The organism is Patescibacteria group bacterium (genome assembly GCA_041664365.1).
GTDB lineage: Bacteria > Patescibacteriota > Patescibacteriia > UM-FILTER-42-10 > UM-FILTER-42-10 > JAHJEX01.
Window position 1 is genome coordinate 218,247 of record JBAYKW010000001.1, and the last position, 26,277, is coordinate 244,523.

Annotated in this window: 27 protein-coding genes; 7 read left to right on the top strand and 20 right to left on the bottom strand. The window is 38.3% G+C overall.

Annotated elements, in window-relative coordinates:
• Positions 1 to 351 precede the first annotated feature (351 nt).
• The 4 genes from WCW66_01200 to mscL are packed head-to-tail and all read left to right on the top strand — an operon-like array spanning position 352 to position 2,194.
• Complete coding sequence (locus tag WCW66_01200; protein ID MFA6391356.1) at positions 352 to 975, top strand: GyrI-like domain-containing protein; 624 nt, start codon at positions 352 to 354, stop codon at positions 973 to 975.
• 27 nt (positions 976 to 1,002) lie between these two features.
• Positions 1,003 to 1,320: a MazG nucleotide pyrophosphohydrolase domain-containing protein gene (locus tag WCW66_01205; protein ID MFA6391357.1), complete on the top strand. Its 318-nt coding sequence runs from the start codon at positions 1,003 to 1,005 to the stop codon at positions 1,318 to 1,320.
• A gap of 35 nt (positions 1,321 to 1,355) precedes the next feature.
• Positions 1,356 to 1,781, top strand: coding sequence for a DUF3795 domain-containing protein (locus tag WCW66_01210; GenBank protein MFA6391358.1), 426 nt, complete (start codon positions 1,356 to 1,358; stop codon positions 1,779 to 1,781).
• Between the two features lie 23 nt (positions 1,782 to 1,804).
• Complete coding sequence (mscL, locus tag WCW66_01215) at positions 1,805 to 2,194, top strand: large-conductance mechanosensitive channel protein MscL (GenBank protein ID MFA6391359.1); 390 nt, start codon at positions 1,805 to 1,807, stop codon at positions 2,192 to 2,194.
• A gap of 86 nt (positions 2,195 to 2,280) precedes the next feature.
• On the opposite strand, the gene WCW66_01220 is transcribed toward mscL, so the two are convergent.
• Complete coding sequence (locus WCW66_01220) at positions 2,281 to 2,787, bottom strand: hypothetical protein (GenBank protein ID MFA6391360.1); 507 nt, start codon at positions 2,785 to 2,787, stop codon at positions 2,281 to 2,283.
• A gap of 109 nt (positions 2,788 to 2,896) precedes the next feature.
• Here WCW66_01220 and WCW66_01225 point away from each other — a divergent pair, with 109 nt between their 5' ends.
• Both WCW66_01225 and WCW66_01230 read left to right on the top strand, forming a co-directional pair.
• Complete coding sequence (locus tag WCW66_01225; GenBank protein MFA6391361.1) at positions 2,897 to 4,207, top strand: peptidoglycan DD-metalloendopeptidase family protein; 1,311 nt, start codon at positions 2,897 to 2,899, stop codon at positions 4,205 to 4,207.
• Between the two features lie 39 nt (positions 4,208 to 4,246).
• Positions 4,247 to 4,645, top strand: a complete 399-nt coding sequence (locus WCW66_01230; GenBank protein ID MFA6391362.1) for a cupin domain-containing protein — start codon at positions 4,247 to 4,249, stop codon at positions 4,643 to 4,645.
• Positions 4,646 to 4,761: 116 nt separating this feature from the next.
• On the opposite strand, the gene WCW66_01235 is transcribed toward WCW66_01230, so the two are convergent.
• From WCW66_01235 to mrdA, 9 genes are all read right to left on the bottom strand, one after another.
• On the bottom strand, positions 4,762 to 5,817 hold the full coding sequence (locus WCW66_01235; GenBank protein MFA6391363.1) for an FtsQ-type POTRA domain-containing protein: 1,056 nt from the start codon (positions 5,815 to 5,817) through the stop codon (positions 4,762 to 4,764).
• Entirely contained in the window at positions 5,817 to 6,968 is a 1,152-nt protein-coding gene (locus tag WCW66_01240; protein MFA6391364.1) for a D-alanine--D-alanine ligase family protein, read from the bottom strand. Before WCW66_01240 ends, WCW66_01235 begins: the two co-directional genes overlap by 1 nt.
• Before the next feature lie 15 nt (positions 6,969 to 6,983).
• A complete protein-coding gene (gene alr / locus WCW66_01245) occupies positions 6,984 to 8,120 on the bottom strand; it encodes an alanine racemase (GenBank protein ID MFA6391365.1) in 1,137 nt (378 codons plus the stop codon).
• A 3-nt stretch (positions 8,121 to 8,123) separates the two neighbouring features.
• Positions 8,124 to 9,377: a serine--tRNA ligase gene (serS, locus tag WCW66_01250; protein MFA6391366.1), complete on the bottom strand. Its 1,254-nt coding sequence runs from the start codon at positions 9,375 to 9,377 to the stop codon at positions 8,124 to 8,126.
• Between the two features lie 4 nt (positions 9,378 to 9,381).
• Positions 9,382 to 9,966 carry a non-canonical purine NTP pyrophosphatase gene (locus tag WCW66_01255; GenBank protein MFA6391367.1) on the bottom strand — a complete coding sequence of 195 codons (585 nt, stop codon included), beginning with the start codon at positions 9,964 to 9,966 and terminating at the stop codon, positions 9,382 to 9,384.
• 2 nt (positions 9,967 to 9,968) lie between these two features.
• Positions 9,969 to 10,520 carry an HDIG domain-containing metalloprotein gene (locus WCW66_01260; GenBank protein MFA6391368.1) on the bottom strand — a complete coding sequence of 184 codons (552 nt, stop codon included), beginning with the start codon at positions 10,518 to 10,520 and terminating at the stop codon, positions 9,969 to 9,971.
• On the bottom strand, positions 10,521 to 11,993 hold the full coding sequence (lysS, locus tag WCW66_01265; GenBank protein MFA6391369.1) for a lysine--tRNA ligase: 1,473 nt from the start codon (positions 11,991 to 11,993) through the stop codon (positions 10,521 to 10,523).
• Positions 11,994 to 12,099: 106 nt separating this feature from the next.
• A complete protein-coding gene (gene greA / locus WCW66_01270; GenBank protein ID MFA6391370.1) occupies positions 12,100 to 12,564 on the bottom strand; it encodes a transcription elongation factor GreA in 465 nt (154 codons plus the stop codon).
• 94 nt (positions 12,565 to 12,658) lie between these two features.
• Complete coding sequence (gene mrdA, locus WCW66_01275) at positions 12,659 to 14,584, bottom strand: penicillin-binding protein 2 (protein ID MFA6391371.1); 1,926 nt, start codon at positions 14,582 to 14,584, stop codon at positions 12,659 to 12,661.
• A 203-nt stretch (positions 14,585 to 14,787) separates the two neighbouring features.
• Here mrdA and WCW66_01280 point away from each other — a divergent pair, with 203 nt between their 5' ends.
• A complete protein-coding gene (locus WCW66_01280; GenBank protein ID MFA6391372.1) occupies positions 14,788 to 15,063 on the top strand; it encodes a hypothetical protein in 276 nt (91 codons plus the stop codon).
• A gap of 51 nt (positions 15,064 to 15,114) precedes the next feature.
• Here WCW66_01280 and mreC read toward each other — a convergent pair whose 3' ends face one another.
• From mreC to WCW66_01330, 10 genes are all read right to left on the bottom strand, one after another.
• Complete coding sequence (mreC, locus tag WCW66_01285) at positions 15,115 to 15,921, bottom strand: rod shape-determining protein MreC (protein ID MFA6391373.1); 807 nt, start codon at positions 15,919 to 15,921, stop codon at positions 15,115 to 15,117.
• Positions 15,922 to 15,932: 11 nt separating this feature from the next.
• Positions 15,933 to 16,988 (bottom strand): rod shape-determining protein, encoded by a 1,056-nt coding sequence (locus WCW66_01290; GenBank protein ID MFA6391374.1) that lies wholly within the window; start codon positions 16,986 to 16,988, stop codon positions 15,933 to 15,935.
• The gene (locus WCW66_01295) at positions 16,981 to 18,210 is read right to left on the bottom strand and encodes an aminoacyl--tRNA ligase-related protein (protein MFA6391375.1); all 1,230 of its coding nucleotides are present in this window, start codon (positions 18,208 to 18,210) and stop codon (positions 16,981 to 16,983) included. Before WCW66_01295 ends, WCW66_01290 begins: the two co-directional genes overlap by 8 nt.
• A 4-nt stretch (positions 18,211 to 18,214) precedes the next feature.
• Positions 18,215 to 19,324 carry an RIP metalloprotease RseP gene (rseP, locus tag WCW66_01300; GenBank protein MFA6391376.1) on the bottom strand — a complete coding sequence of 370 codons (1,110 nt, stop codon included), beginning with the start codon at positions 19,322 to 19,324 and terminating at the stop codon, positions 18,215 to 18,217.
• 3 nt (positions 19,325 to 19,327) lie between these two features.
• Entirely contained in the window at positions 19,328 to 19,879 is a 552-nt protein-coding gene (gene frr / locus WCW66_01305) for a ribosome recycling factor (GenBank protein ID MFA6391377.1), read from the bottom strand.
• 20 nt (positions 19,880 to 19,899) lie between these two features.
• Positions 19,900 to 20,967, bottom strand: coding sequence for a hypothetical protein (locus tag WCW66_01310; protein MFA6391378.1), 1,068 nt, complete (start codon positions 20,965 to 20,967; stop codon positions 19,900 to 19,902).
• Positions 20,960 to 21,973, bottom strand: a complete 1,014-nt coding sequence (locus WCW66_01315) for a DNA polymerase III subunit delta' C-terminal domain-containing protein (GenBank protein MFA6391379.1) — start codon at positions 21,971 to 21,973, stop codon at positions 20,960 to 20,962. Before WCW66_01315 ends, WCW66_01310 begins: the two co-directional genes overlap by 8 nt.
• A gap of 101 nt (positions 21,974 to 22,074) precedes the next feature.
• On the bottom strand, positions 22,075 to 23,283 hold the full coding sequence (locus WCW66_01320) for a glycosyltransferase family 1 protein (protein ID MFA6391380.1): 1,209 nt from the start codon (positions 23,281 to 23,283) through the stop codon (positions 22,075 to 22,077).
• A 16-nt stretch (positions 23,284 to 23,299) separates the two neighbouring features.
• The gene (locus WCW66_01325; GenBank protein ID MFA6391381.1) at positions 23,300 to 24,304 is read right to left on the bottom strand and encodes a rod shape-determining protein; all 1,005 of its coding nucleotides are present in this window, start codon (positions 24,302 to 24,304) and stop codon (positions 23,300 to 23,302) included.
• Complete coding sequence (locus WCW66_01330; protein ID MFA6391382.1) at positions 24,304 to 26,277, bottom strand: DUF4012 domain-containing protein; 1,974 nt, start codon at positions 26,275 to 26,277, stop codon at positions 24,304 to 24,306. Before WCW66_01330 ends, WCW66_01325 begins: the two co-directional genes overlap by 1 nt.

The following is a 26,277-nucleotide window of genomic DNA, read 5'->3' on the forward strand; positions in this document are numbered from 1 at the left end:
TTTTTTATTATTTTCTATTTATCAACAATTTGTAAACATTGGATTTATTCTAAGATTACAGAGTAGTACAATATTTGAGCCTTACCTTTTGGGGTTGATTTTTAGTTGTCTGTTTGTTTACTTGATGCTCCGGGGTCATAAATTTGCTGTATGGATTTTAGGTATTTCCTTAATAATCATCAGTATATATCAATTATATGTATTATTGTTTGTTGGGCAGCAGTTAGTTGAAATATTAAGGAATAGTTTTTTCTTGTTGTTTTTTATTTATTATTTATATTGTATTTTTTTCGGTATATATATAATAACGACTCGGAATAAAAACAGATCGTAAAATTAGTAAAAACTAACATGAAACATGTATGGAAAAATGCGGAGAAGCAATTCTATCTGCCGAAAGCTAAACCGGAAATTGTTGATATACCAAAATTTTCATTCTTTTCAATCGCGGGGCAGGGTAATCCGAATAGTGAATTTTTTGGAGAATATATTCAGGTCTTGTATGCTTTGTCTTATGGTGTACGGATGTCGGAGAAAGGTGGCTTTGCACCAAAAGGATTTTTTGAATATACAGTTTATCCGCTAGAAGGCGTGTGGGACATTACCGAAGAAGCAAAAAAGAAAGGAATCGCCAAACTGGATAAAAGCACTTTGGTTTTCAACCTCATGATAAGACAGCCCGATTTTGTGACAAAAGAATTTTTTTCAAAAATTGTGGAGAAAACGAAGAAAAAGAAACCGCTCAAGCTCCTTGAGAAGGCTAAATTTGAAACAATAAATGATGGTAAATGCGTTCAAATGTTACATATTGGCAGCTATGATAATGAGCCGGCTAGTTTCGAAATCATGGAGAAATTTGCTGAAAATAATGATTTAAAAAGAATCTCAAGAAAACACCGTGAAATATATCTGTCAGATGCCAGAAAAGTGTCATCGGATAAATTAAAAACGGTTTTAAGATTTAAAGCAAGATAGCGCTAACAATTAAGTATTTGAAATTATATGTCAAACCTGAAAAAACATCCGACGCTAGAGGATTTTCAGCAATATGTAAGGGAAATAGTGATGGAGCGAGGGTTTAATGATCAATCTAAAATTCAAAAATGTTTGATGCTTGGTGAAGAGGTCGGTGAGTTATTTAAAGCAGTGAGAAAAGCTGAAAATATAAAAATTGACCGTAATTCCGATGTCGGTTCCGTTGAAAACGAATTATCTGATGTATTAATATTTATTTTAGAAATCGCAAATATGTATGGAATTGATTTAGAAAAAGCGTTCAGAGCAAAGGAAGTAATAAATAGTAAAAGAGTATGGAAATAATTTTCCACATAGTTAGTATTTAATTGCGGCACAATATGAATAAATTAAAATCAAAACTAATCGCTCCGTGTGGTATGAACTGCGGAATCTGTCTGGGTTATTTGCGGGAGAAAAATAAATGCCCTGGCTGCCGCATGGACGGGCGTGGCAAGCCTAATTTCTGCCGGAAGTGCACGCTAAAATATTGCGAAGAGCACAAAGGTAAAAAGTCTGTTTTCTGTTTTGAGTGTGATAAGTATCCGTGCCGAAGATTAAAGCAGCTGGATAAAAGGTACAGAACAAATTACGGAATGAGTATGCTGGAGAACTTGCAATACATTCAGGAGAAGGGGATTCAGAAATTTATGGTGAAGGAAGAAAAACGTTGGACCTGCAAAAAGTGCCACAGTATTGTGTGCGTACATCGGCCAAATTGCCTTGATTGCGGAGCGCAGGTTGTAAAGACAAAATATAATATATAAACTAAGAATTAATAAATAATTGTATGTTGCAGGAGTTTAAGAAATTTGCACTGAAGGGCAATGTCATGGATATGGCGGTTGGTGTAATTATCGGAGCCGCTTTTGGTAAAATAGTCAGTTCATTTGTGTCAGATGTTATAATGCCGCCGATTGGTTTTCTGACAGGTGGCGTAAATTTCGACGGTTTATTTATCACATTAAAAAAAGCAACCGATACTACCGATGCTGTTAATCTGAATTACGGATTATTTATAAATGCAATTATTGATTTCGTAATTATTGCTTTTGTAATATTTATTGCTGTTAAGCAGATAAATAGACTGAGGAAAAAAGAAGAGGAAAAACCGGTGGCTCCGTCCGAGGAAATTTTGTTGTTGCGGGAAATCAGGGATTCACTGAAGAATACAAAATAGCATTTTAAAATAGTAAATTATTTTCTGCTGAAATTCGCATAATAAAAAAAGCCCCGCTTGTGAATCAGGGCGTGCAAGAGCAACGTCTACCGCACTTCATCCAAGCGCTGGCATTTGACGCACGTGAGGAAGTTTTCGCAGAAGGCGTCGCGAAGAAAGAACGACTCGAAGCTGGGACTGACCCGCGCGATCGCGAGGATGAAGGATCCCCAGAAATTGGGGGCTTCGAAGAACTTGGCCGCCTCGGAAGGCCAGTCGAAATCCAGTCGGGGGTAGTTCGGACCGCCGTCGCGGGACCAGTAAATGGATTTGATCCGGACGATCATGTAGCCGATCCGGCCGCCGTGGTCCTGAAACAGCATGGCCACGTTCATGCCCTTCCTGAGCTGAAGAATGAACTCCAAGACGCTTTTGTCCATCCAGTAGCAGTAGGGCGCATGGCTATCAAGAGCTTCAAACCCGGACTTCGCAGATTCTTCCACGGGCCGCTGATCCGGCCTCAGGTTGACCGCCATTTGTGGCAGGCGGTCGCGAACTGCAAGGACGCACTCGGGGACCGACGTCAGGGTCATCGGAAGCTTTGAAGTCAGCATACAAACAGCCTCTCGTTTGAGAACACAGTTCAGAGCGAATTGAAATATTAAAATAATATATGCTAATTGTCAAGACACAGTATTGCTACTTGCCAAAATATGTAATTCAATGTATACTGAAGTTACTAAAATAACGAATATGCTATTTTGGCTTAAAACAAAAACAGAGAACAAAAACCTGCAAATTATCGGATTGGCGTTATTTTTCGCCAGTTTTTTATTTATTCCAAATCTTGCTTCACTCGAAGATGAGGTTCCGATCACAGACGAAAAAAAGGAAGAAATTGTAACGGAAATTAATCAGCAAATCGATGAAAAACAGGAACAAATTGACGAATTGCAGAAAAAAATCGACACATTTAAAAAAAATATCGCTCTGAAGCAAAGAGAACAGGCAACAATACAAAATGAGGTTTCGCTAATCGGTGAAAGAATAGACAAAAAAGAAACTGATATCCTTGCCAAGCAGACTGCAATTGAAAAACTGGAACTTGAAATCACTGATCTGCAGTACAAAATAGGGGAGAAGTCATCTGAAATTGGAAATGAGAAAGAGGATTTAGGTGAAATAATCCGCGAAATGTATGAGTATGATCAGAAGACATATTTAGAAGTTGTAATATCCAACGAAAACTTTTCAGATTATTTTCTTCAGTTGCAGTATATTGAAGAGCTCGGAAATAAAACAAAGGATGCCTTGGATACATTAAAAACCCTTAAAGACAGTCTGATCCAGCAGAATGTTAGTTTAGACGAAAAGAAAGTTGATGTTGAGCAGGAAAAAAATCAGCTTTTAGGAGAACGGCAGGATCTGGAAGGGGAAAAATCCTATAAAGACCAGCTGCTTTATCAGACGCAAATGGATGAAGATAAATTCCAAAGATTAGTTGAAGAAGTTAAGTCAGAACAGAACAGGGCAAATTCAGCAATCACCGACTTAGAAAGAGAAATGCGCACCCGTTTAGAGGGAGGGGAATACGATGGTAACGGTGCAGAAATCATCGCCGGGACGGCAACATTATCCTGGCCTGTGGACCCTTCTTTGGGCATATCATGCGGCTTCCATTGCGGTGACTATCCATTTATCAGATGGTTCCAGCACAATGCAATAGATATTAGAACACCGCAGGGTACATCGCTGAAAGCAGCTGCTTCAGGTTATGTTGCAATTGCGAAGGACTCCGGACTTGGCTACAGCTACATTCTGATTGTACACGGTGACGGACTCGCTACTGTATATGGTCATGTCAGCAGAATTGATGTAGTTCCGGACCAGTTTGTGCGCAGGGGCGATATAATTGGAGCGACCGGAGGTATGCCGGGATCACCGGGAACAGGAAGTTTCAGTACAGGAGCGCATTTACACTTTGAGGTCAGAATTGATGGTCTACCGGACGATCCTATGAAATACTTACCTTAATTTTGAAAAAAGTCTATTATCAAACAATAAAAAACTAATATGAAGGGATATTCAGATAATATAGAAAAAGCAACACTGGATAATGAAGACTTCCGCAGAGTGCTTTATACCACAAAGGAGAGTCAGCTAGTTTTAATGGCGCTCAAGCCTAAGGAAGAAATCGGCATGGAGACACACAAAGACAATACTCAGTTCTTTCGGTTCGAATCGGGAGAGGGGAAGGTGATAATTGACGACAATGAGTATCTGGTGAAGGACGGAAGTGCTGTAATTGTCCCGGCTGGAGCTAAACATAATATTATCAATACATCCACATCTGAGATGTTGAAACTATATACGATCTATTCGCCAGCGCATCATAAGGACGGAATCGTACGCGCTACTAAAACAGAAGCGGAAGAAAAAGATGAAGAGTTTGATGGTACGACAACTGAATAAATACACATAAAAGAAAGGGGGAGCTTATTAGCCCCCTTATTGTTTAATAAGCTTGGCGTCGTACAATATACCTTTTATGACGTCTGAATAGTACAATATATATAGCAAACCAATATCTACTCCATTATATAGATCTTTTCTCCGAATCTCAGGTCAATGTAATCAATATTCTCTCTTGTTTCTTTGTCTGCTGCTTTCTTAAGCAAATATACTTTTAGTCTTTCCAATTGAGTTGCTATATCGTCATTAATGGTAAAATATGCCTTCCAGCCTTCTGTGGTTAAAACTGCTATATCCTGAATTGCTTGAACTAAATTACATTCTATTTCCTTTGTTTGCGATTTATTTAAATTGTTTGCCGCATTTGAGTTTTTGATCGCTCTATTTGTATTTAATGCAGACTTATTCGTGTTACTATTTGATATATTTATATTATCAAGTATCTCAGGATCATTTTCATCATCAGATTGGATTGAACTGCAGGTAGTTTCAGGTATAAGAAAACGGTCAATATCAGTATTTGTTTTAGTACTGAATGAGTCTTTGATTATAAATATAGCATTAACCAGGTCACTCGATATGATTTTATCCTTAAGTTTGATTGTTCTTTGATTCAAATCCTCAACTTTTGGAAAATACTCCTTGATCTCTGCTTCCGGAACTACATTCGTGACAACTCCTTCACGATCCATGTAATAAAAAGACTTCTGCGTCATTAAGGTCAGATTAGGAATTCTTTCCTCCAGATTTACAACCAATTTATTTGGAAATCTTTTTGTGACCGTAACTTTATTTAAAACAAATGTATCCCAAAGACGCTCCTTGGACTTATTTGAATTCAGCATGAAAAGATTACTCTGCTTGAATATAAAAAATCGCCTTTCAATAAATGATTTGTTTACTTCAAATCTGATTGTATCGTATGATAATTCCTGATTTCCATTGATTTCGACTTCTTTAATCGTGAAATATGGTGCATAAAAAAACAGGTAGATCAATCCCCCAATGCACAAATACATAATGATTAATTTCGGTTTGTTTAAGAGTCGCAAAATAATGCCAGGTCTCTTCTTTTTGAAGTACGGATTTTTATATACCGGCTTGTTGACGACCTTTATTTCTCTTTTGCGGAATCCCCTTTGTCTTTTGGATCTCGAGCTTATGCGGAACATTATTTTTTACTTTGTTTATACCAATTTATTTTCGGTTTGTATGATGTCAGCGATTTCCTGGAGTCATTAAATCTTTCAAATGCAAGATCAATAAGTCTGTTGATCAGATTTTTATATGAAAGACCGGAAGCTTCCCATAATTTAGGATACATACTGATGGATGTAAAGCCAGGTATCGTGTTGATTTCGTTTAAATATATTTTGTTTGTCTTATGATCAATCAAAAAATCCACTCTTGCCATTCCACTGCAATCGACAGTTTTATATGCTTTAATTGCCATTGCAGTTATCTGTTTTGTGATTGTTTTAGATAATTTAGCCGGAATAATTGCCTTTGATTTCTCGTCTATATATTTCGCATCGTAGTCATAAAAATCATTGCAGGGTATTATCTCGCCCGGCACTGATGCTTTTGGATCATTATTCCCAAGAATACTAATTTCAATCTCTCTCGGCTTCTTTAATCCCTGCTCAATTAATAGCTTCCTGTCATACCGTGAGGCCTCCAAAATTGACGATATCAGGCTTTTTTCATCGTTTGCCATCCCAATTCCCACTGATGATCCTAAATTAGCCGGTTTAACAAATATCGGGAATTTCAACGATTTATAGATAGTCTTGATTATCGCTCTATTATTTGATTTCCAATCACTTCTCAAAAAACTGACTGACGGTAATACGGGCAATCCCGCCTGTTTGAATAATTGTTTTGATATAACTTTATCCATCGCAACGGATGAAGCTAATACGCCAGCTCCAGCATATGGTATATCAGCAAGTTCTAATAATCCCTGTAATGTACCGTCCTCGCCGAATGGTCCGTGGATAATCGGTATTATTACATCTAAACCCAAAACACCATTTTTCCCGGTGCTATTGCTTGATACAGGGACCAAACCTTTTTTACTTGAATCGGGAGTAATAAGCTTCTCGTATTTCGGCAAAATATTCTTTGTACCGGATTTCAAAGCTTCAAATGCAGTTGAGCCGGCAATCCATTTTCCAGTTTTGGTTATACCAATGGGAATAATTTCATATTTATTCTTATCCAAGGAATTAATAACACTCTCAGCAGAAACAATGGACACTTCATGTTCCCCCGATCTTCCACCGAAGATCACCCCTACCCTGATTTTTTTATCGCTTTTCATAAGCGTCGTAAAACATTATATAATTATTCTCGGAATTAGTGGATTGATTCTTGTAACAACTTCATAATTAATTGTTTTAGTCTGTTCGGCAATTTGATCGGCGGTAATTTCGTATTTACCCTGTCTGCCGATAATTACTACTTCATCCCCCACTGTTACAGATTCACAAACTGATACATCAATAATGGTCAGGTTCATGCATATTTTTCCAATTACCGGACACTTCTTCCCGTTCACCAATACAATTCCTTTACTGGAAAGCATTCTGCTGTAACCCTCGTTATAACCAATCGGTATAACTGCAATTGTAGAGTCTTTTTTCAATTTATAGGAGCATCCGTATCCGATTGGAGTCCCTTTGGGCAGGTTTTTAATCTGGATTATTTTTGCTTTCCAAGAAAGTACAGGCTTTATATCAAAATCAGGATATTTCTTTTGGACTATCTGTTTGTTCTTTTGCGACGGCCACAGACCATAAATAGATATTCCGACACGAACCATATTAAAATGTGAATTAGCAGAAATAATTGTCGCGGCACTGCAGGCAGCGTGAGGGATAGGAATTTTAATATTGCTTCTTTGAAGTGAAAATAGGAGATCACGAAACTTTTCAATTTGCCCGTCCGTAAATGTCCAATCGCTGTTTTCAGAATCTGCAAAGTGAGTGAACACCCCGACGATCTGCACCATACTTAGTTTAGAACAGGATTCAATGAATTCCACAGCATCCTGTACCAATATACCGAGACGAGATGTGCCCGTGTCTATTTTTATATGGACCTTCGCTACTATATTTATTTTTGCTGCAATATCTGAAATTTCTTTTGCCGTATCAATGTCATAAACAACCAAATCAATGTTTTCGCGCAGTAACTCCTCGATTTGGTTTTTTGCATAATAACTTAGAACAAGTACGGGCGTCTTTATCGATTTACTTCGGATCAGCAGCGCTTCTGTTCCGTTTACGACACCCAGGTAATCAACACCAAAATCAGATGCAAGTGCAGCAATTTCTAGGATTCCGTGACCATAGGCATTACTTTTTATGATCGGCATCAGTAAAACCTGCGGTCCGATAATTTCTCGAAATTTGCTTAAATTGTTTTTAAAAGCTTCTGAATCAATTTCGACCCAGGATAGATTTTCAGGCATATTTTACTTTTGCTTTATTATTTTCATCCCGCCGAGGTATGGCTGGAGTTTTACCGGAACAGTTACACTACCGTCCGACTGTTGATTTTGTTCCAGAATCGCGGGAAATATCCTGCTGGTTGCCAAACCTGACGCATTCAATGTATGAACAAATATACTTTTACCATCTTCTGCCTTAAACCGGATATTACCGCGTCGCGCCTGGTAGTCCAAAGCATTCGAAATGCTGGATACTTCTTTATAAGTATTCATACTAGGTATCCATACCTCTAGGTCGATTGTTTTTGCCATTGCCGCTGAAGTATCTCCTGCTGCTAATTGCACGGTGTTGTAATGCAGATCCAGACCTTCAACCAGCTCCTTTGCATGTTTAACCAGATCGTCAAAAGATTGCCATGATTCTTCAGGTTTTGTGAGGTGGAACATTTCTATTTTATTGAACTGATGCCCGCGTACCATTCCCCTCTCTTCTGTCCGGTAGGCACCCGCCTCTTTTCTGAAACAGGTAGAGAGTGCGAAGTATTTGAGTGGCAAACTTGTGCTATCAAGTATTTCACCGGCATGGTAATTTCCCATCATCATTTCACTCGTTGCATTTAAGCAAAGTTTATCATCATCAGTCCAGTACAAATCTTCTTTAAATTTCGGTAAGTGCCCGGAAATAAATGCGGAATTTTGATTAAGAAGATAGGGAGGAATTACGAACTGGTAATCAGTATGAGCCCTGTGATAGTCGATAAAGTAGTTTAACAGCGCCCACTCAAGTAACGCTCCGGTTCCAGTATAAGACCAAAATCCCGATCCGGACATTTTTGCCGACCGCTTGTAATCAATCAAACCAAGTGAAGTGGCAAGCTCAACGTGATCTTTCGGTTTAAAATCAAATTCAGGTTTTTTTCCGAAGGTACCGATGATTTCATTATTTTCATTACCACCGGCAACCACATCTTCGGCAGGAATGTTCGGAAGCGCACCAATCAGAGATTTGAATTCGGATTCCACCTGATCAAGTTTAATCTCCAGCTTTTTAATTGCCGAGCCTGCGGTTTTCATCAGCTCAACGGTTTTTTGGTCCGGCTTTGTTTTGGATGCTTTATTTCTTTTAGCCTGCAGTTCCTCTTTTTCAGTCAGAATTGCTCTGCGTTCAATATCAAGATTTATTATTCTATCCAAATCAAATTCTTTCTTTGCCAGACGCTTCAGCAAAGATTTTTCAATCTCGTTCTTATTTTCCGCTATGTATTTGATGTCCAGCATATATTTACAAATATTTTATTATTTCCTCAATATTTTTTCTTCGGCTGTCAATTGTTTCGTATTCTTCTGCCGTAAGATCAGAGAGGTATTTATTGTATGTCCTTTCAATAAACAATGCGCGATATGGAAATCCGGGACGAAAATATTTATGTACTTTGTCAGTCAATTCACCGTGGATTGCATGATGGACAGTATATATTTCATCTGGCGATTTTACCAGACACGCAACCGCTGTAAAATGTGCTGTTCTATGTTTTGGAGGGATATTTTGTACTTTTTCTTTGAGAAGTCTGAGCATTTCTTCATCTGACATTGTATAACCAAGCCAGCGTCTGGATTTAACTCCCGGTTCGCCGTTGAGATAATCTATCTCAAGACCGGAATCCTCCGCGATGGTGGGGATTTTAGCAATTTGGTAATAATAAATAGCCTTCCCCTGCGCATTTTCGGTAAATGTCTGTCCTAATTCCTCAAAGGAATCTTTAATATCAAGACTTGCTAGAGTTTCCACCTCAATATTAAATTCCGACAGTAATTCAGTATATGCCTGTATTTTTGCCGGGTTGCCTGTTGCTATTAATACTTTCATAATTATAGACCTAAATTATTGCTTATCTGTTTCATCGCATCAAGTGATAATGCGGTGAATTCATTTAAAGTCAGATTAATCTCATGGCATTTACTGATTGTTTCGCGATTTGCTCCCCTGGCGAATGATTTTTCCTTGAAGCGGTTCAGTATATTATCAACTGTTAAGGAGGCCAATTTACGCTCCGGAATTACCAGTGCGGATGCAACGATCAGTCCGGTAATTGGGTCGGAGCAGAATAATGATTTAGCCATCAGGGTTTCTCTCGGTGTGCCGTGTATTTCATTGTGCGCAATTACCGCATCTACAATTTCTAGATCCAAACCATTGTCTTTCAGCATTTTCCCGCCCACTATTGAATGCTGTTCTTCATCATTCTTTGTGGTTTCGTAGTCAATATCGTGCAGTAAACCGGCTAGCGACCATCTTTCCTCATCTTCCCCAAAATGCTGTGCCAGTTTTTTCATAACAGCTTCAACAGCCAAGGAATGCTTGATCAGATTTTTACTTTGTATATTTTGCTCTAAAAATATTAATGCTTCCTGCCTGTTCATTTATTCTGGTTTTAACGTCGGGAACAGAATAACTTCTTTGATGCTGTGAGTGTTAGTTATTACGTTAACTAACCGGTCTATACCCATGCCAAATCCTGCGGTTGGCGGCATACCATATTTCAACGCTTCAACAAATTCATCATCTTTTTTCATCGCTTCCTCATCCCCTTTTTTTGTCAGTTGCGACTGATGTTTAAATCTTTCTTCCTGTTCAATCGGATCGTTAAGTTCACTGTAGGCATTGCATAGTTCAATAGCACCGCCGACTACAATCTGAAAACGCTCAACGTAGTTTGGGCGTCCCGGAATTTGCTTAGCCAAAGGAGATAATTCAATTGGATGATTAATAATAAAAGTCGGATTGATAAAAGTAGGTCGAACAAACTTTTTAAATAGTTCGTCGGCAATCTTACCCTTGCCCCATTCTTTTTCAACTCTTAGACCCTTTTCCTTAGCAATTTTTACAATGCTGCTTTCATCATATTCATCCAGATCCACGCCACATCCGCTGATTAGCGCTTCACGGTAATCAACTTTGTTATATGGTGGAGTGAAGTCCAGTTCACTATTGTTATAACTTAGCTTAGCTGATCCCGTGACTTCTTTTACTATATTGAACAGCAATTGTTCGGTAAATTTCATTAGTTCCTTATAGTCTTTGTATGCCCAATAAAATTCAATTTGGGTGAATTCAGGGTTATGTGAATAGTCAATCCCCTCATTGCGGAAACATCGCGCAATTTCAAAAACTTTTTCAAATCCGCCCACAATCAATTCTTTCAAATATATCTCCGGCGCAATCCTTAAATACAAATCAGTGTTCAGGGCGTTGTGATGTGTTTTGAATGGTTTTGCAATTGCGCCTGACGCAACCTGCTGAAGTATCGGAGTATCAACTTCAACAAACCCTTCATTCGTAAAATAATTTCGAATAAACTGAACAACCTTGCTTCTGATTACAAAAATCTTTTTTACTTCGTCGTTAGATAATAAATCCAGATATCTTTTTCGGTATCTTGTCTCAATATCTTTCAGGCCGTGCCATTTTTCCGGTAATGGCATTAGTGCTTTCGAAATTAATTCAAAACTGGAAACAAGTATAGTACTTTCTCCTTTTTTTGTGACAAATGCTGTACCGGTTGCGACAATAAAGTCACCAACATCAACAATGTCTCCAAAAAATGAATAAGGTTTATCACCAACAATATCTTTTCTTAGATAAATTTGAATTTTTCCTGATTCATCTTCCAAATGGGCGAAAGTTGACCCGCCATGCTTTCGTATACTTCTTAAACGTCCGCTGATTACAATCTCCTGTTTTGCTTCTTCAAGCGACTTAAAATCATTCAATACCGACTTAATGATATGTGATCTGTGCACTACCGATGGATAGGGAGTTTCGGTCAGCTCGCGCAGTTTTTCCAGCTTTTGTTTTCTGGTGGTCTCTTCGTCCAGATAATCAATATTTTCCATAAAATCGTGTATTTAATTAGATTATTTGTCCAAACTATTATAACATTGTACACGTGTTTTTTCAAATAAAAAACCCCACAAATGTGGGGTATTTATCAATACGTAATTAGTCTATGGATATTATCTGGAATTTCCTTATTCCCTGGGGTATTTTTACATCAATCAAATCTCCACTTTTTCTGCCTAAGAATGCTTTTCCCATTGGTGACTCATTCGATATCCTGCCGTTTGCCGGATCCGCTTCATTTGATCCGACGATTGTGTATGAAAACTCTTTATCATCAGCGGAAATTTTTATCTTAGAACCAACAGTCACAGTGTCAGAAATCTTGTCAGATTCAATAACCTGGCAATTTTTTATAACATGTTCAATCTCAATTATCTTTCCTTCGGCAAAAGCCTGCTCCTCTTTTGCTTCTGTATACTCTGCGTTTTCAGACAAATCACCCAACTCTTTTGCCTCTCGAATTCGTTCTGCAATCTGCTTTCTTTTGATTGTTTTTAAGTTCTGCAGTTCGAGTTTAAGTCTTTCCAGCCCTTCTTTCGTTATGAATGTATTGTTGTCTTCCATTATATTTCGCTAAAACAGGTTAAATTTGCACTTCTTTTTAAACGTAGTGTTAAAGATACGCAAAATGACTCAGTTTGTCAAGTGAATTCATTATCTACTTTCTAAAGTACCAGTTTAGAGCATCACGAGCGACAGGAAGCGCAACTGAACTGCCCTCCCCGCCCTCTTCAATCAATACAGCAATAACAATTTCAGGAGTTTCGTAAGGTGCAAAACCAACATACCAAGCATGGGTTTTATTACTTACCCCAAACTCAGCTGTTCCGGTTTTACCTGCGGATGATACCGGTAAACTTTGCATTCCGGCCGCACTTCCGCTGGTGACTGCCTGTCGTAAACCCTCTCTGACTATTTTAAGGTTTTGCGGTTTAACAAAGTTGTTTCTTATAATACTCGGCTGGATTTTTGAAGATATATTTGAATCGCTGCTCGTTACGTATTGCAAAAGATATGGTTTGTATAATGTTCCGCCGTTGGCAATGGCTGCCATATAGTTAGCAACCTGCAGGGGGGTTACAAGAATATCTCCCTGACCAATCGCCAAATGGTATGTATCTCCAAGATACCAGCGTTCCCCTTTTGTTTCCAGCTTCCATTCCTCAGTTGGTAGAAATCCGGTCGACTCACCAGGAAGATCAATATTGCTTTTTTCTCCAACTCCAAATAGCTTCGCATAATTGACAATTCTCTCAAGCCCCAATCCATCAATTTCTTCATTCCCACCACCGATAAGATAAAAAAATGTGTTTACAGATTCAGCAATTGCTTTTCTGACATCAGTTTGTCCATGTCCACCCGCCTTCCAATCTGGAAAAAATTGCGGTCCTGCCTCAAACCCACCAACACTTAACACGGATGTTGATCCATCTATAATGCCCTCCTCAAGTGCTGCCGCAGCAATTACCGGCTTAATAGTCGATCCCGAAGGGTATTGACCCGTTATTGTCCTGGTAAATAATGGTCTTGACGGATCATTCAGTAAATTATTGAATTCTTCCGGCAGTAATCCTCTTATAAACGCATTTGAATCATAACTTGGGACGTTAACCAGCGCTAATACTTCTCCGGTACGCGGATCAAGTGCCACCGCCGATCCACCCGGTGCGCCAATGCGGGTGGTAATTTCAGTTATGCTATCAAAAAGAACTTTTTGTAGTCCAATGTCAATAGTTAATGTTAAATTTTCACCTGAATTTGCTTCCTGGCTTGCAACAATCTTTTTTTCTTTACCAAGCGAATCAACCTCAATTCTTTTTTTGCCGTCTATTCCTTTTAATAATTCTTCATAGTAAGTTTCGATACCTGTCTTCCCGACATAATCGGTCAGCAAATATTCTCCCGTTAATGATCCGGCGTATTGCTCTTCAGAAATTTTTCCGGTATATCCGATCAAATGTGCCGCAATTTCAGGGTATGTATATTCTCTGCTATCACGCATCGTTAATGAAATTCCGGCCTTTGATTTACTGATAATTTGAAGCTGCAGTGCTATATTATAATCAATATATTCCTTTAAAGTAACCGGTTCATAAGAAAATGAAGGCGCTTTTTCAACCGCAGTTTGGATTTCATTTACCGGAATATCCAGAACTTGAGCTAAATATTCATACGTCTGCTGTCTTTCTATTTTATCATCCGGAAGATCCGCAGGTATAATATTTAAAGCAAAATTAGGTATGTTTCTAACTAGTAATTCTCCGTTACGGTCATAAATTACTCCCCTCCTAGCTTTAATCGTTTCAATGCGGATACGATTTCCGTCTGATACTTCTCGGTAATATGATCCTCTGAAAATCTGGAACCAGACACTTCTTAAAAGTAAAATAATTATTCCTACAAGAAGAATCAGAAAAAAGACCCGTAATTTGGATAATTCAACGGATACCTTTAATGCAGTTGAACTGTATTTAGAATCGGGTAAGTCATTGCCGAGGGAAGAATTACGGCTGTAGTTGCCGACATGACTGTCCCTTATGTTTTCCGAACTGCCATATATATCAAATGGGTTAAAACGTTTCATTCTATTTTCTTACTAAGAATTGATTTTGAAATCGCTTCGTAAATGAACGGAGTGTTAAAAATAAAATCAAAGCCGAAAGACCGTTTATTACCGACTGGAGAATAATACCTGTCCAGACTCGTGGTATTTGATAAAGTGAGATGCCTTCATAGCCCAAAGAATAGAGAATATATGACGCAAGTAATATTAGCGAGTTGAAGATAATGGTTCCTGCAACAGACATTAGAATAAATGGGAATAATGATTTGTTAGTAAGAAGATTCTTCAATAAAAAATATAGAGTTATTACAGTAATTATAGTAATAACAGAGAATGTTCCAAAAGGAAGAATTGAATTGAGATCCTGCAGAGCTCCGGCCATTAAAGACCACCATAATAGTGGAACTAGATTTAGCCTGAATGCCAATAGAGTTAAAAATAACAGGTTCAAGTTTATTGGAGGAATTCCATTCGTAAATGGATCGATAAAACTGGACTGAATAATTTGTACTGAAACAATTACAAAAAATATAAAAAAGTTTTTCGACATATTATTCAATTATAATTGAAACAATTTGAAGTCGATCCAAGGTCGTTGGAGACTGGATTGTTGCAGTTTGGAATAATTCTTCTGTTTTATTCACAATCGAACTGACCTGACCAACCACCAGTCCCTCCGGTATGTTTTCTTCAATTCCGGATGTTACGACAATCTGATCGACCTCAACTATTTCCGACTGTGGTATCAATTGCATCTCCAAAGATAAACCAAGTTTTCCGACCACGACACCGGGACTGTTCGTACTGTTCTGGACATATCCCCCGATAATACTGTTTGAATCCGTTATTAAGAGCATCTTTGATGAGATGTCACCGACTTCAATAATTTTACCAACCAGAATCCCATCCTTATAGACCACCGGCATACCAATAGAAATATTATCATTAGATCCCCTGTCAAGAATGTATATTTGCGTTCCTTGATGAGGTGACTTACCTATAATCTGAGCTACGCTGAACTTGTGATCATTTTTCTTTAGATACTCTATCTCCTGCTGAAGCATTTCGCTTTTGATAATCAAAGAATGAAGCCGCGCGTTTTCAATAAGAGAGTCACTCAATTTATTCTGTAACTGCTGATTATTACTGCCCAACTGCTCGATTGATTTTATGTTTTCTGATGCAAAAAACCTGAGCCCGGCATTATAGGCTGTTTTTTCCAAAGGTCGTAAGACATAAAAAATTGCATTTTCCACCGGACGTAGGATTCCAACGGAATGCAAAAAAACTAGTAGCACAATGGCTACCGCAATCAGAATAAATATATTTATCCGTATATTAAATATTTTCTGCCTCATTTTTAAAAGTTTTACTTTAGATAAGTATCTGCCTGTGTAGAAAGAACAAACAAGTCTTTAACAGAATCTATATCTTCAAGTATAAGGCCGGTGCCACGGACAACTGCCGTTAAAGGATCGTCAATAATATGCACAGGAATTTTGACTTCTTCTTGTATTGCTTTATCGAGACCTCTTAACAATGCCCCGCCGCCGGAAAGCACAATTCCTCTTTCATAAATGTCCGCTACTAATTCCGGAGGAGTCAGCTCAATAGTTGATTTGATGTTTTCCACGAATAGACGGACAGTTCTGGCCAGCGCTTCCTGTATTTGTGCTGAGTTAACTATTACTTCCTTCGGTAATCCGGTAATTAAATCCCTTCCGCGCATCTTAGCTTCCTTTATTTCTTTATCAGGATATGCTGAACCAATTTCAATTTTAATCTGTTCTGCCGTTCTGTCACCAAGCAGTAAGTTAAACTTGTCTCTTGCGTACTGAATTATATTACTATCAAGCTCGTTTCCGGCAACTCTCAATGATTTCCAGGAGACTATTCCTCCTAATGAGATAACGGCTATTTCTGTAGTACCACCGCCAATATCGACAATAAAATTTCCGGTGGATGTTTGAATCGGCAGTCTTGCTCCTACTGCGGCGGCCATTGGCTCTTCAATCAGAAAAACCTGGCGAGCCCCGGCATTAAGCGCTGCGTCTTCAACTGCCTTTCTTTCCACTTCAGTAACGCTCATTGGAATTCCAATCACAACGCGAGGTCTTGGTAAAATTGAGAATGATTCTCTGTGTACTTTTTCAATAAAGTGCTTCAGCATTTTTTCAGTTACTTCGAAATCGGAGATTACACCGTCGGCCAGTGGCCTGGTCGCGACAATGTGCGCAGGTGTTTTACCGATCATATTTTTTGCCTCATTACCGACCGCTAAAATTTGATCTGTACGGATGTTAATGGCAACTATAGACGGCTCATTAATTACAATTCCTTTATCTTTAACATAAACTAAAGTATTGGCCGTGCCGAGGTCAATCCCGATATCCTGTGAAAACCTGCCAAAAAATGAATTAAACATTACCTTGTTTTATTATATCTATCGCTTTTTTTAATTCGCAGATAACTGTTTCTCCGCCTTTTCTTAACTTAATCTCTACTTGATTTCCTGTTTTTTGACCCACAATCATCCGCGCAGGAATACCAATTAAATCAGCGTCTTTAAGCTTAGAACCCGCTGTTTCTTTACGGTCATCATATAATACTTCAAGTCCATTTTTCTGTAAAGAAGTGTAAATATGGTCCCCTTCAGCGTTATTATTCAGACTGACAAGATGAACGTCAAAGGGGGCGATTTCCTTCGGCCAAATTATACCATTTGAGTCATTATTGATCTCCACAACCGTTCCTAGCGCTCTCCCGAGGCCGATACCATAGCAGCCCATTATAATCTCTTTTCTAATCCCCTTCTCATCTGTATACATTAAGTTAAAAGCTTTTGAGAATTTTGTTTTTAAAGGAAAAATATTTCCAACTTCAATTGATTTTTTTTCAACAAGGTCTTTGTTGTTGCAATTTGGACAAGTTTTCTGTTCAGCTAAAATTTCCCTGTTTACCGCAATTTTGCATTTTTCACATAAGTAAATTAAATCCTCCCCCGAAGGTGTGACAGTCTGGAACTCGTGGGAATATTTTGAAAAAGTTCCGCCGGAGGCAAAGGTAATATAGGTATGTTCTCCGATACCAAGCCTCGTAAAAATATTTCTATAAGCAATCTTTGATTTCTCGTAATATTCCATAAAATCTTTTTCATCCCGATGGAAAGAATACAAATCTTTCATCATAAACTCTCTTCCGCGCAAAATGCCGGACTTTGCTCGAAGCTCATTTCTGAATTTGGTTTGAATCTGATAAAGATAGAGCGGAAGATCTTTATATGAATTTATGTATTGCTTAACCAAGGGAACAACAATTTCTTCATGACTCATACCCAGTACATATTTCTTTCCAGTAGCGGATTCCAGATGAAATAAAATATCAATATTTTCACGACCGGTTGTTACATAATTCTCATACGGGTGTAGTGCCGGCATATAGATTTCCTGGCCTCCAATATTGTTTATTTCCTCGCGGATCACTTTCTCAATTTTTTTCAGGACTCTTAAACCTAAAGGAAGGTATGTGTATACACCCGCTGTCAGTTTGTTGATAAATCCGGCGCGCACCAACAGTTGCGCGTTGGTGCTTATCTCTTCCTTTGGGGCATTTTTAATTGTTTTTGGAAACAATATCGACTGTTTCATAGTTTTATCCTGTTAAATTTCTCATGAATCCGAAAATGTTTTCTTTAAACCTGGAAACATCCCTGATACTTACGAGTAGCACTAATCCGATTAATATGAAGAATCCTATAGTATGGATCATCGATTCAACCTTTTGTGAGATCGGTTTACGCCGGATTTTTTCAATTAGAAGAAAGAATACTCTGCCTCCGTCCAGCGCCGGAAATGGCAAAAAGTTGAGGATCATCAGATTGACTGAAAGCAGCGCGGTAAATTGCAGAAGATAAATGAATCCCATTTTTGCAACTTTAGACGTCATAACTGCTATCCCAATCGGTCCCGAAATATCTGCGGGGACGGTTTGTTTCACGATCAGATTCTTCAGCAATTCATAAAAGGCAACAATGATTTGCCAGGTTACAGAAAACGTAGCTTTAATGCCCTCATAGATTGCCTCATACCAGGGATATGACACAATCGCCGTTTCCACTAAACCGGCGCCCATTTTACCTAATCCTGAATCGTCCAGATCTTTTAACACAATATCTGATGTTTTAGACTCACTCCCCCGAATATATTCAATTTTTACCGTATCATTCAGTTTTGGTGATGTATATTCTATCAGATCATCAACATTTTCGAACGTTTTTCCGTCGATAGTAATAATATTGTCCCCAACCTCAAGTCCTGCTTCAAAAGCAGGTGAACCATCCAAAATAGACAATACCTGGATTTTCTCGTCACTCATTCTATCTTTTGGAAGATTATCCGTTACAACTGAAGGCAGACCAATAAAAAATCCGACGCTAAGCAAAATGAAGGCTAAAACAAAATTCATAAATACACCACTGGAAAGAATTACTGCTCTTTTCCAAATTTTTAAATTTGAGAAACTGTCCGCATCATTTTTGAAATCCCCTCCTTCTCCTTTAATTTTTACGAATCCTCCGAAGGGTATCCAGTTGATGGAATAGATTGTCCCTTTTTTTTTGATACCAAATATTCTGGGTGGAAAACCAAATCCGAATTCTTCTACGGCAGCACCAAGCTTCTTTGCCGCAAAATAATGTCCGGCTTCATGGACAAAAATTATCAAACCCAGTACTACAACTAAAATAAGAATTGTAATTATCATAAATTATACGGTCATTATTTCTTTTTCTTTTTTTTCTGAGATTTCTTTTATTCTTTCAATAAAAGAATCTGTTTCCTGTTGCAATCCCTTTTGAGTTGCGAATAACTCGTCCTCGGATATTGTTTTTTCCTTTTCCTGCGCACGCAGAATTTTTATGGAAGCCTCTCTTGATGCACGTATAGCAATTCGCGCGTCTTCAACTTTTACATTAATTAGTTTCACGAGTTCAAGCCTCTTTTCCTCTGTTAACGTGGGGATACTGACCCTAATATGCGGGCCCTCATTTACCGGTGATAATCCGATTTCTGATGCGTAGATTGCCTTCTCAATTTCCTTCATTACTGATTTATCCCACGGCTGAATAAGAAGCGACCCCTGGTCGGGCGCAGTAATTGTTGCGAGCTGTACGAGTGGTGATTTATTTCCATAGCATTCAACCTGAATGTTTTCTACGAGATTTGGCGTTGCCCGTCCCGATCTTATTTTAGATAATTCTAACCTTAGATGATCTACTGCTTTTTCGGAATTAATTTTAAATTCACTGATTTGATCCATTATAATAGTATTAATGATTATTATTTCCTCGGCGCGTATGTGCCCGTATAGATTGTTCCGGGGTTTTCCGGATCAACTAATATATGTGTAATTGTTCTACCTGATGGAAATGTTTCAATAGTTTTCCAGGTTGAACTGTTGTCAGTTGTTTTGTGAATAACCTTTCCAATAGTAAAATAAATTTCACTCAAGTTTTCGGGATTAACATCAACTGTGCTAATTGGCACTGACCCAAATGGAAAAAGTGTTGTAATCGGCTGCCATGTAACTCCGCCGTCAGGACTTTTTAGTATTCCGTAATTAGTCGCAATGTATAATGTATTGGGGTCTTTTTCAGTGAAAGTAAACCAATTAATGACAGTTGAACCGGGATACGCCAATAAGCCTTCAGCGGTTACTAATGTCCAATTGCTGCCCTTATCAACAGATTTGTAGATTCCTTGATTTACAGAAACAGCATATACGATCCTTGTATCAATTGGATTGATGTACAATCTATTAACAATGACATTTAATGGTGATTCTGAATTCAGAGTTGTCCATGTTTCTCCATAATCGATGCTTTCAATAATCTGACCATCCAGTGTCGATGCAATTAGGCGCGACGGTTCATAATAGTCTACATTAACGGACGCGATGGCTTGACCTCTCGGTTCAAGATATATTGTTTCCCAATTGAGTCCATCATCACTGGTCTTAATTATACTTGAAGCTGTCGCAGTATATACTATTTCAGGTGTTAATGGATCAATACTGATTGTAGAATAGTTTCCTGTAGAAACTCCGAATACCTGCCAGCTTTCCCCTTTATCTTTTGATCTCCAAATCCCGTTACTTTCAGTACCAATATATATCGTATTCTTATCTTTTGGATGAAACATCATTGTTTTCACATTAACATTGCTGATTGTAACTGTTTTCTTAGCATCTTGGCTGACAAAAGTTTTTTGAAGCCATGTTTCAGCACTATCATCAGATCTAAAAATTCCTCCGTCAAAAGATTTTTGAGATGAAATTTTTATACATCCCGCGCCGATTGTAGTAAATGAAACTAATAGTATAAAAATATATAAAAGCGATTTACGCATTGAATTTCATTGTTAAAAAATAATTTTCTAATGCTAATTGCGGGTTAATCCCGTTATTAAATTTTGTCATAATCAGATTGATCATTTTTTGGTGTTTAACCAGCTCGGAGTTACGGAAATTTGATGCCAGTTTTCTAAGAGAAGATACTTCCTGCGTATTAACGATGTATTTTTCAAAATTATTTTTAATTAATACGCAATCATGCAAAACAATATTGATATGATGTAATAGCTGCCTGGCATTGTCTAAGCGTTCCTGGTACTTTTTTGATGAAAGATACTGCTGGACATAATTAAACGCATCCGGAATATTTTTAGAGTAAATATTTATCACATTGCTAATGTCATTAGTATAATCATCCAGTAGAGATGGATTTTCAAATAACTCGACAGCAACCCCGGGTTTTCCCATCGATAAGGATGAAATAATTGACGCATCGGTATTTGCGCATTTATTTCGTAACAGCATTTCTTTTATTTCTGATTTTTGCACCAAAGAAAACGGAATAATCTGACAGCGGGAAATTACTGTTAAGGGAAGTGATTCTGTACTGCTGGAAATAAGTATTATTATGGAATCCCCCGGTGGCTCTTCCAATGTTTTCAAAAGTGCGTTTGATCCTTCAATATTCAGTGCATCTGCCGTGTTAATGATCCCTACCTTTCGATTGCTTACAAAAGTGGTTTTATTAAATTGTCTTTGAAATATTCGAAGTGCTTCAACTGGAATAGTTATTTTATCATCACTCTTTTCTAATACATGAAAGTCGGCATGAACATGTTTATCGAACTGAATGCATGAATTACAATCATTACACGGACCAATAGCTGATTTAATTGATGGATTCAAGCAAAGTGCCGATTTTGCAAATTGGTATGCTAATGTAGATTTTCCTATTTTTTCGGGACCGACAAATAGGTAGGCATGTGAAAAATTCTGTGAATCAATAGCTCTGTTTAAATACTCAACAACTGCCTTATTTCCAATATAATCAACTTTACTCATTTATGAGAATTACCTTATGAATGATTTTAAAATAGCCTCATAATTGAGGATAAGTGTAGTATAACACAATTTAGAACACCATTCAAGCAGTAATTTGTCAACTAATGACTAATTCTTACAATCTCCTTTAATGTTTCAAGCGCCGTTTTCTCCCAACTGAACTGTTTTGCTCTCACATATCCTTTTTTGATTAAATTATCTCGTATAACACCATCATTTAATACGGAATCAATTGATTCTGCAATTATTTCCGGGTTATGCGGATCAACAAGTAATGCGGCATCACCCACTACTTCAGGGATTGCTGAAGTATTAGATGCTACAACAGGGACACCGACAGACATTGCTTCGAGTGGTGGGATGCCAAAACCTTCATAAAAACTCGGGAAAACAAACAGGTCAGCAGATTTAAGCAGGATTATTCTCTCTTGTTCTGTAATCCATCCGGTCTGAATAACGGAATTCTGTAATCCATATTCAATTATTTTAATTTTTGCATTTTCAAATCGGTACCCTTCTTTTCCGATCAGAACTAGCTGGCCTTCATATTTGTATCTGTTTTTTAAAATATAAAAAGCTTCAATCAGGCCGGATATATTTTTCTTCTCTTCCAATCTTCCGGTAAAAAGTAGGTACGATTCATGAACTCGATACTTCTTCATCGTCTGATCAATGTCATAATCTGAACAAACCTTGTTCATCCTTGAATCGTCAAAGCCATTCAGTATAACTCGCAGTTTTTGCTCAAATTTCTTGCCGAATAATTCAATAATCTCACTTTTTGAAAAATTTGAAATTGTTAGTATCCTTTTTGCGTGTTTTAATGCAAACCTTGCTGAAAAACGGTGGTAATCATACTCGTTACTTCCGTATTTGCCGAGAGTGAATGCCTTTATAAATATATTAATTAACCATCTTGAAAACGGAATTTTATGTCCGATTGAACTTTTCGAGTAAAGTTCATGAAACCTCTCAAAACCAACATCATGAAGAGTAGTTATTGTGTTTTTTGGATGGATAAAAGGGATGGTATGGGCAGGTACGAATAATACATCGGGTTTCCGAAAGAACATTTCCCAGGAAAGTCGTAATTGCGTCCATAATAAATTTGGCTTCCAACCAAGCACTTTGCTAACGAAATTTGCCGGTAATTCCGCAAGCTCACCCCTGAGAGGCTCCTTTGAATACAAAATATACTGATCATTAGGATCAGCAATTTTTTTGAATTCTTGAATCAAATAATATGCATACCACTCAGTCCCTGTCTTTCTAATTTCGTTTGCACGAGAAGCGTCAATGCCTATCACCATAGGATTCTGATTGAATTTATTTTGTCTCTAATATACTTCTTTTGTAAGATTCCAGATTTTCCAGCGCGATTCCGGTTCCTCTGACAACAGACAATAACGGTTCATCAGCAATATAAGAAGGTACGCCGGTTGTTCGTGTCAGCAATTTATCAATATTTCTAAGTAGCCCTCCTCCTCCGCTAATTACAATTCCCCGATCAATAATATCAGCAGCAAGCTCCGGTGGAGTATCCTGAAGAACATCTTTTACAGCTAAAACAATTCCGCGCAATTCATCCTGAATAGCTTCCGTCACATCGTCACTTGTTGCTGTTATGGTTCTTGGCAGTCCGGTAACCATATCCCTTCCCCGGATGTCACTGGTTAGCTTGTCTGAAAGCGGAAGTGCTGATCCAATATTAATTTTTAACAGTTCTGCGGTTTTTTCTCCGATCGCCAGGTTATATTTTTTACGAATATATTCCTGGATAGCATAGTCAAAACGATTTCCACCGATCCTGGCCGATGTGTTAGTTACCATTCCGCCTAAGGATATTACGGCAACTTCCGACGTACCGCCACCGATATCAATTATCATATGTCCGGATGCTGATCCAATCGGAATATTTGATCCGATTGCAGCGGCAATCGGCTCTTTAATAATGTACGCTGCTTTTGCGCCTGCCTGCAGTGTGGCATCAATAACTGCTCTGCGTTCAGTTGAAGTGATACCGGCAGGGACAGCGATCATGACTTCTGGTCTAAACATTCTAACACCACCAAGAGCCTTGTTTACAAAGTATCTCAGCATACTCTCGGTTGTTTTATAATCTGCAATTACGCCGTCTTTTAACGGCCTGGAAGCAACTATACTGTCAGGAGTCCGACCTAGCATCTCGTTCGCCTCATTCCCTACCGCCAAGACGCGTTTATCGGATATTGAAATAGCAACAACTGACGGCTCGTTAATTACAATACCGCGCTTTGGTACATATACCAGCGTATTTGCTGTGCCTAGATCTATTCCAATTTTTCTTGACATTACTTAAAGTTTACATTAAATTCCCGATCTTGCCCAAGGTCAGTTGAGAAGGTCACTATATTTTGCCCATCTTGCTCTGCTTTGTCAATAGGCGCATACGATGCAATTTTCTGTCCCAAATCCAATTTTACGTTCAACATGTACGCCGCTGTACCCGCCTGCTTCTGGGCGAATAATGTGTATTCATTATTTTCAATTTTTTCGGATATAGCTTTTGGTAGTTTATAAGTGTAAATAAGCTCCCCCTGCTCCTGCGGTTCTATAGAAATAAATCCGCCGAAAACAGTCTTACCATTTTCTTCTGTTATTTCAACTTCACCGGGTCTACCACCTTTCAGTTTATCATTTTCCATTACACCTTCTGAACTCAATAATTCACTTCCAAGTGGAACATAAACCCGTGTATATGTTCGATACCTTGTTGATTTCCAATCGAAAGTACCCTGGTTGTCGTAATGAATTTTTAGTTTTGCGATATAATCATCCGCTTCATTTTTTTCTACTAAATAATCGACCGTTCTAACTACCCCCGGATCAGATTTGAGACTTGCCATATTTGCATCAATTACGGAGAAATAATCGCCATCAGTCTGCTTAATACTACCGCCCCAGCCTTGTTCAATAATTAAATTTTGAACCACTTTATCTTTTAGATAAAGAAGAATATGCTTGGCGGTAATGTCTTTTTGGAATGTTTCCCACATATCAGGCCATCGATCGGATGGGAGTTCGAGGACTTTGTCCAATAGTTTTGATGACAATACACCGATAATCTCTTTTCTTTCTGATTCGGTTATCCCCTGTCTATAAAATCCCTGTTCCACCTGATATTGCAGTGTTTCGATAAAATTGTCAGCTGTAAATGTTACTCCATTTGCTTCTATATCTCCGGTTAAGGCAATCAGGGATTCAATGAATGTCGGGGTTACAGCAATAACTCCGTCGATTGTATTTTCAGACCCGCCTTCTTTATGATAAAACCACTCTGCTTTTTCAGCTGATGTCGGAAAATCAGGAGACCAGTTGGAGTCACGCATAAACCATTTGTCCGCGCTTAGATACTTTGTTAATTGCCATGGCGGATTAGCAATTAATGTACCATGATTCGGTGAATCCAAATTATAAATGTTGTCAGTGTTAAAACTGTCGATTGCCCCGTTATTTAGTTTCAGGATTCCATAGGTACCGATAAAACCACCAGTCGGTCTTAACTCAGTGTTATTTTGAAGCAAAAATAAATATGTTTTTTTGGTTGGATATCCTGCAATCTGCGGAATAGCTTCTGCTGCAGGGATAGCTATTTCCAGTCCTGATTGAATCGCAGGCAGTTGCTCTTTAAGTGGGGCGACAATTTTATCTATCGATCCGATCAATCCCCGATCAGGAATGCTATTAATCGCTATGACCGCGAGATCAATATCAGCTTTTACGCCCTGCAATAATGGAGGTGACTCATAGATGGCCTTTAGGATTTCCTCGGTCTGCTCCGGTGAAATCTTTGACAGACTAACTGCCGTACCATTCTGCTTCAGCGGTGAAAACACTGAATCGCCTAAATCGGCAAGATCCTGCAAACCGGTTCCCAACTGTATCGTTGCCGTCAAAATACTATCAACTGCTTTAAGCTGCTTTCCTACAAAAGGAATAAATTTAATCGAGTTCAGTTTTTTAAGTTCATCTTTTGATTTATTCATCTTTTCTTCCGCTGTAAGCAGGGCCTTTTTTGCGCCGCTGAAATCTTGCGCGCCGATTGCTCCCTGCGCTTTTACAAAATCTTCCCTGCCGGCAAGCGCATAATTGTAGGCGGATTTAGCCGGCGGATAGTAGATAATTGCGGGAATTGAAACAATTACAACAAATACCAATACACAAATTGAGCACTTTTTTATCAGCTTTTTGCGTTTATCCGACTTGCTAACTGTTTTCGCAAAATTTGTTGAATGTTTTTCTTTTGATATAGGAGTTTTTTTCAT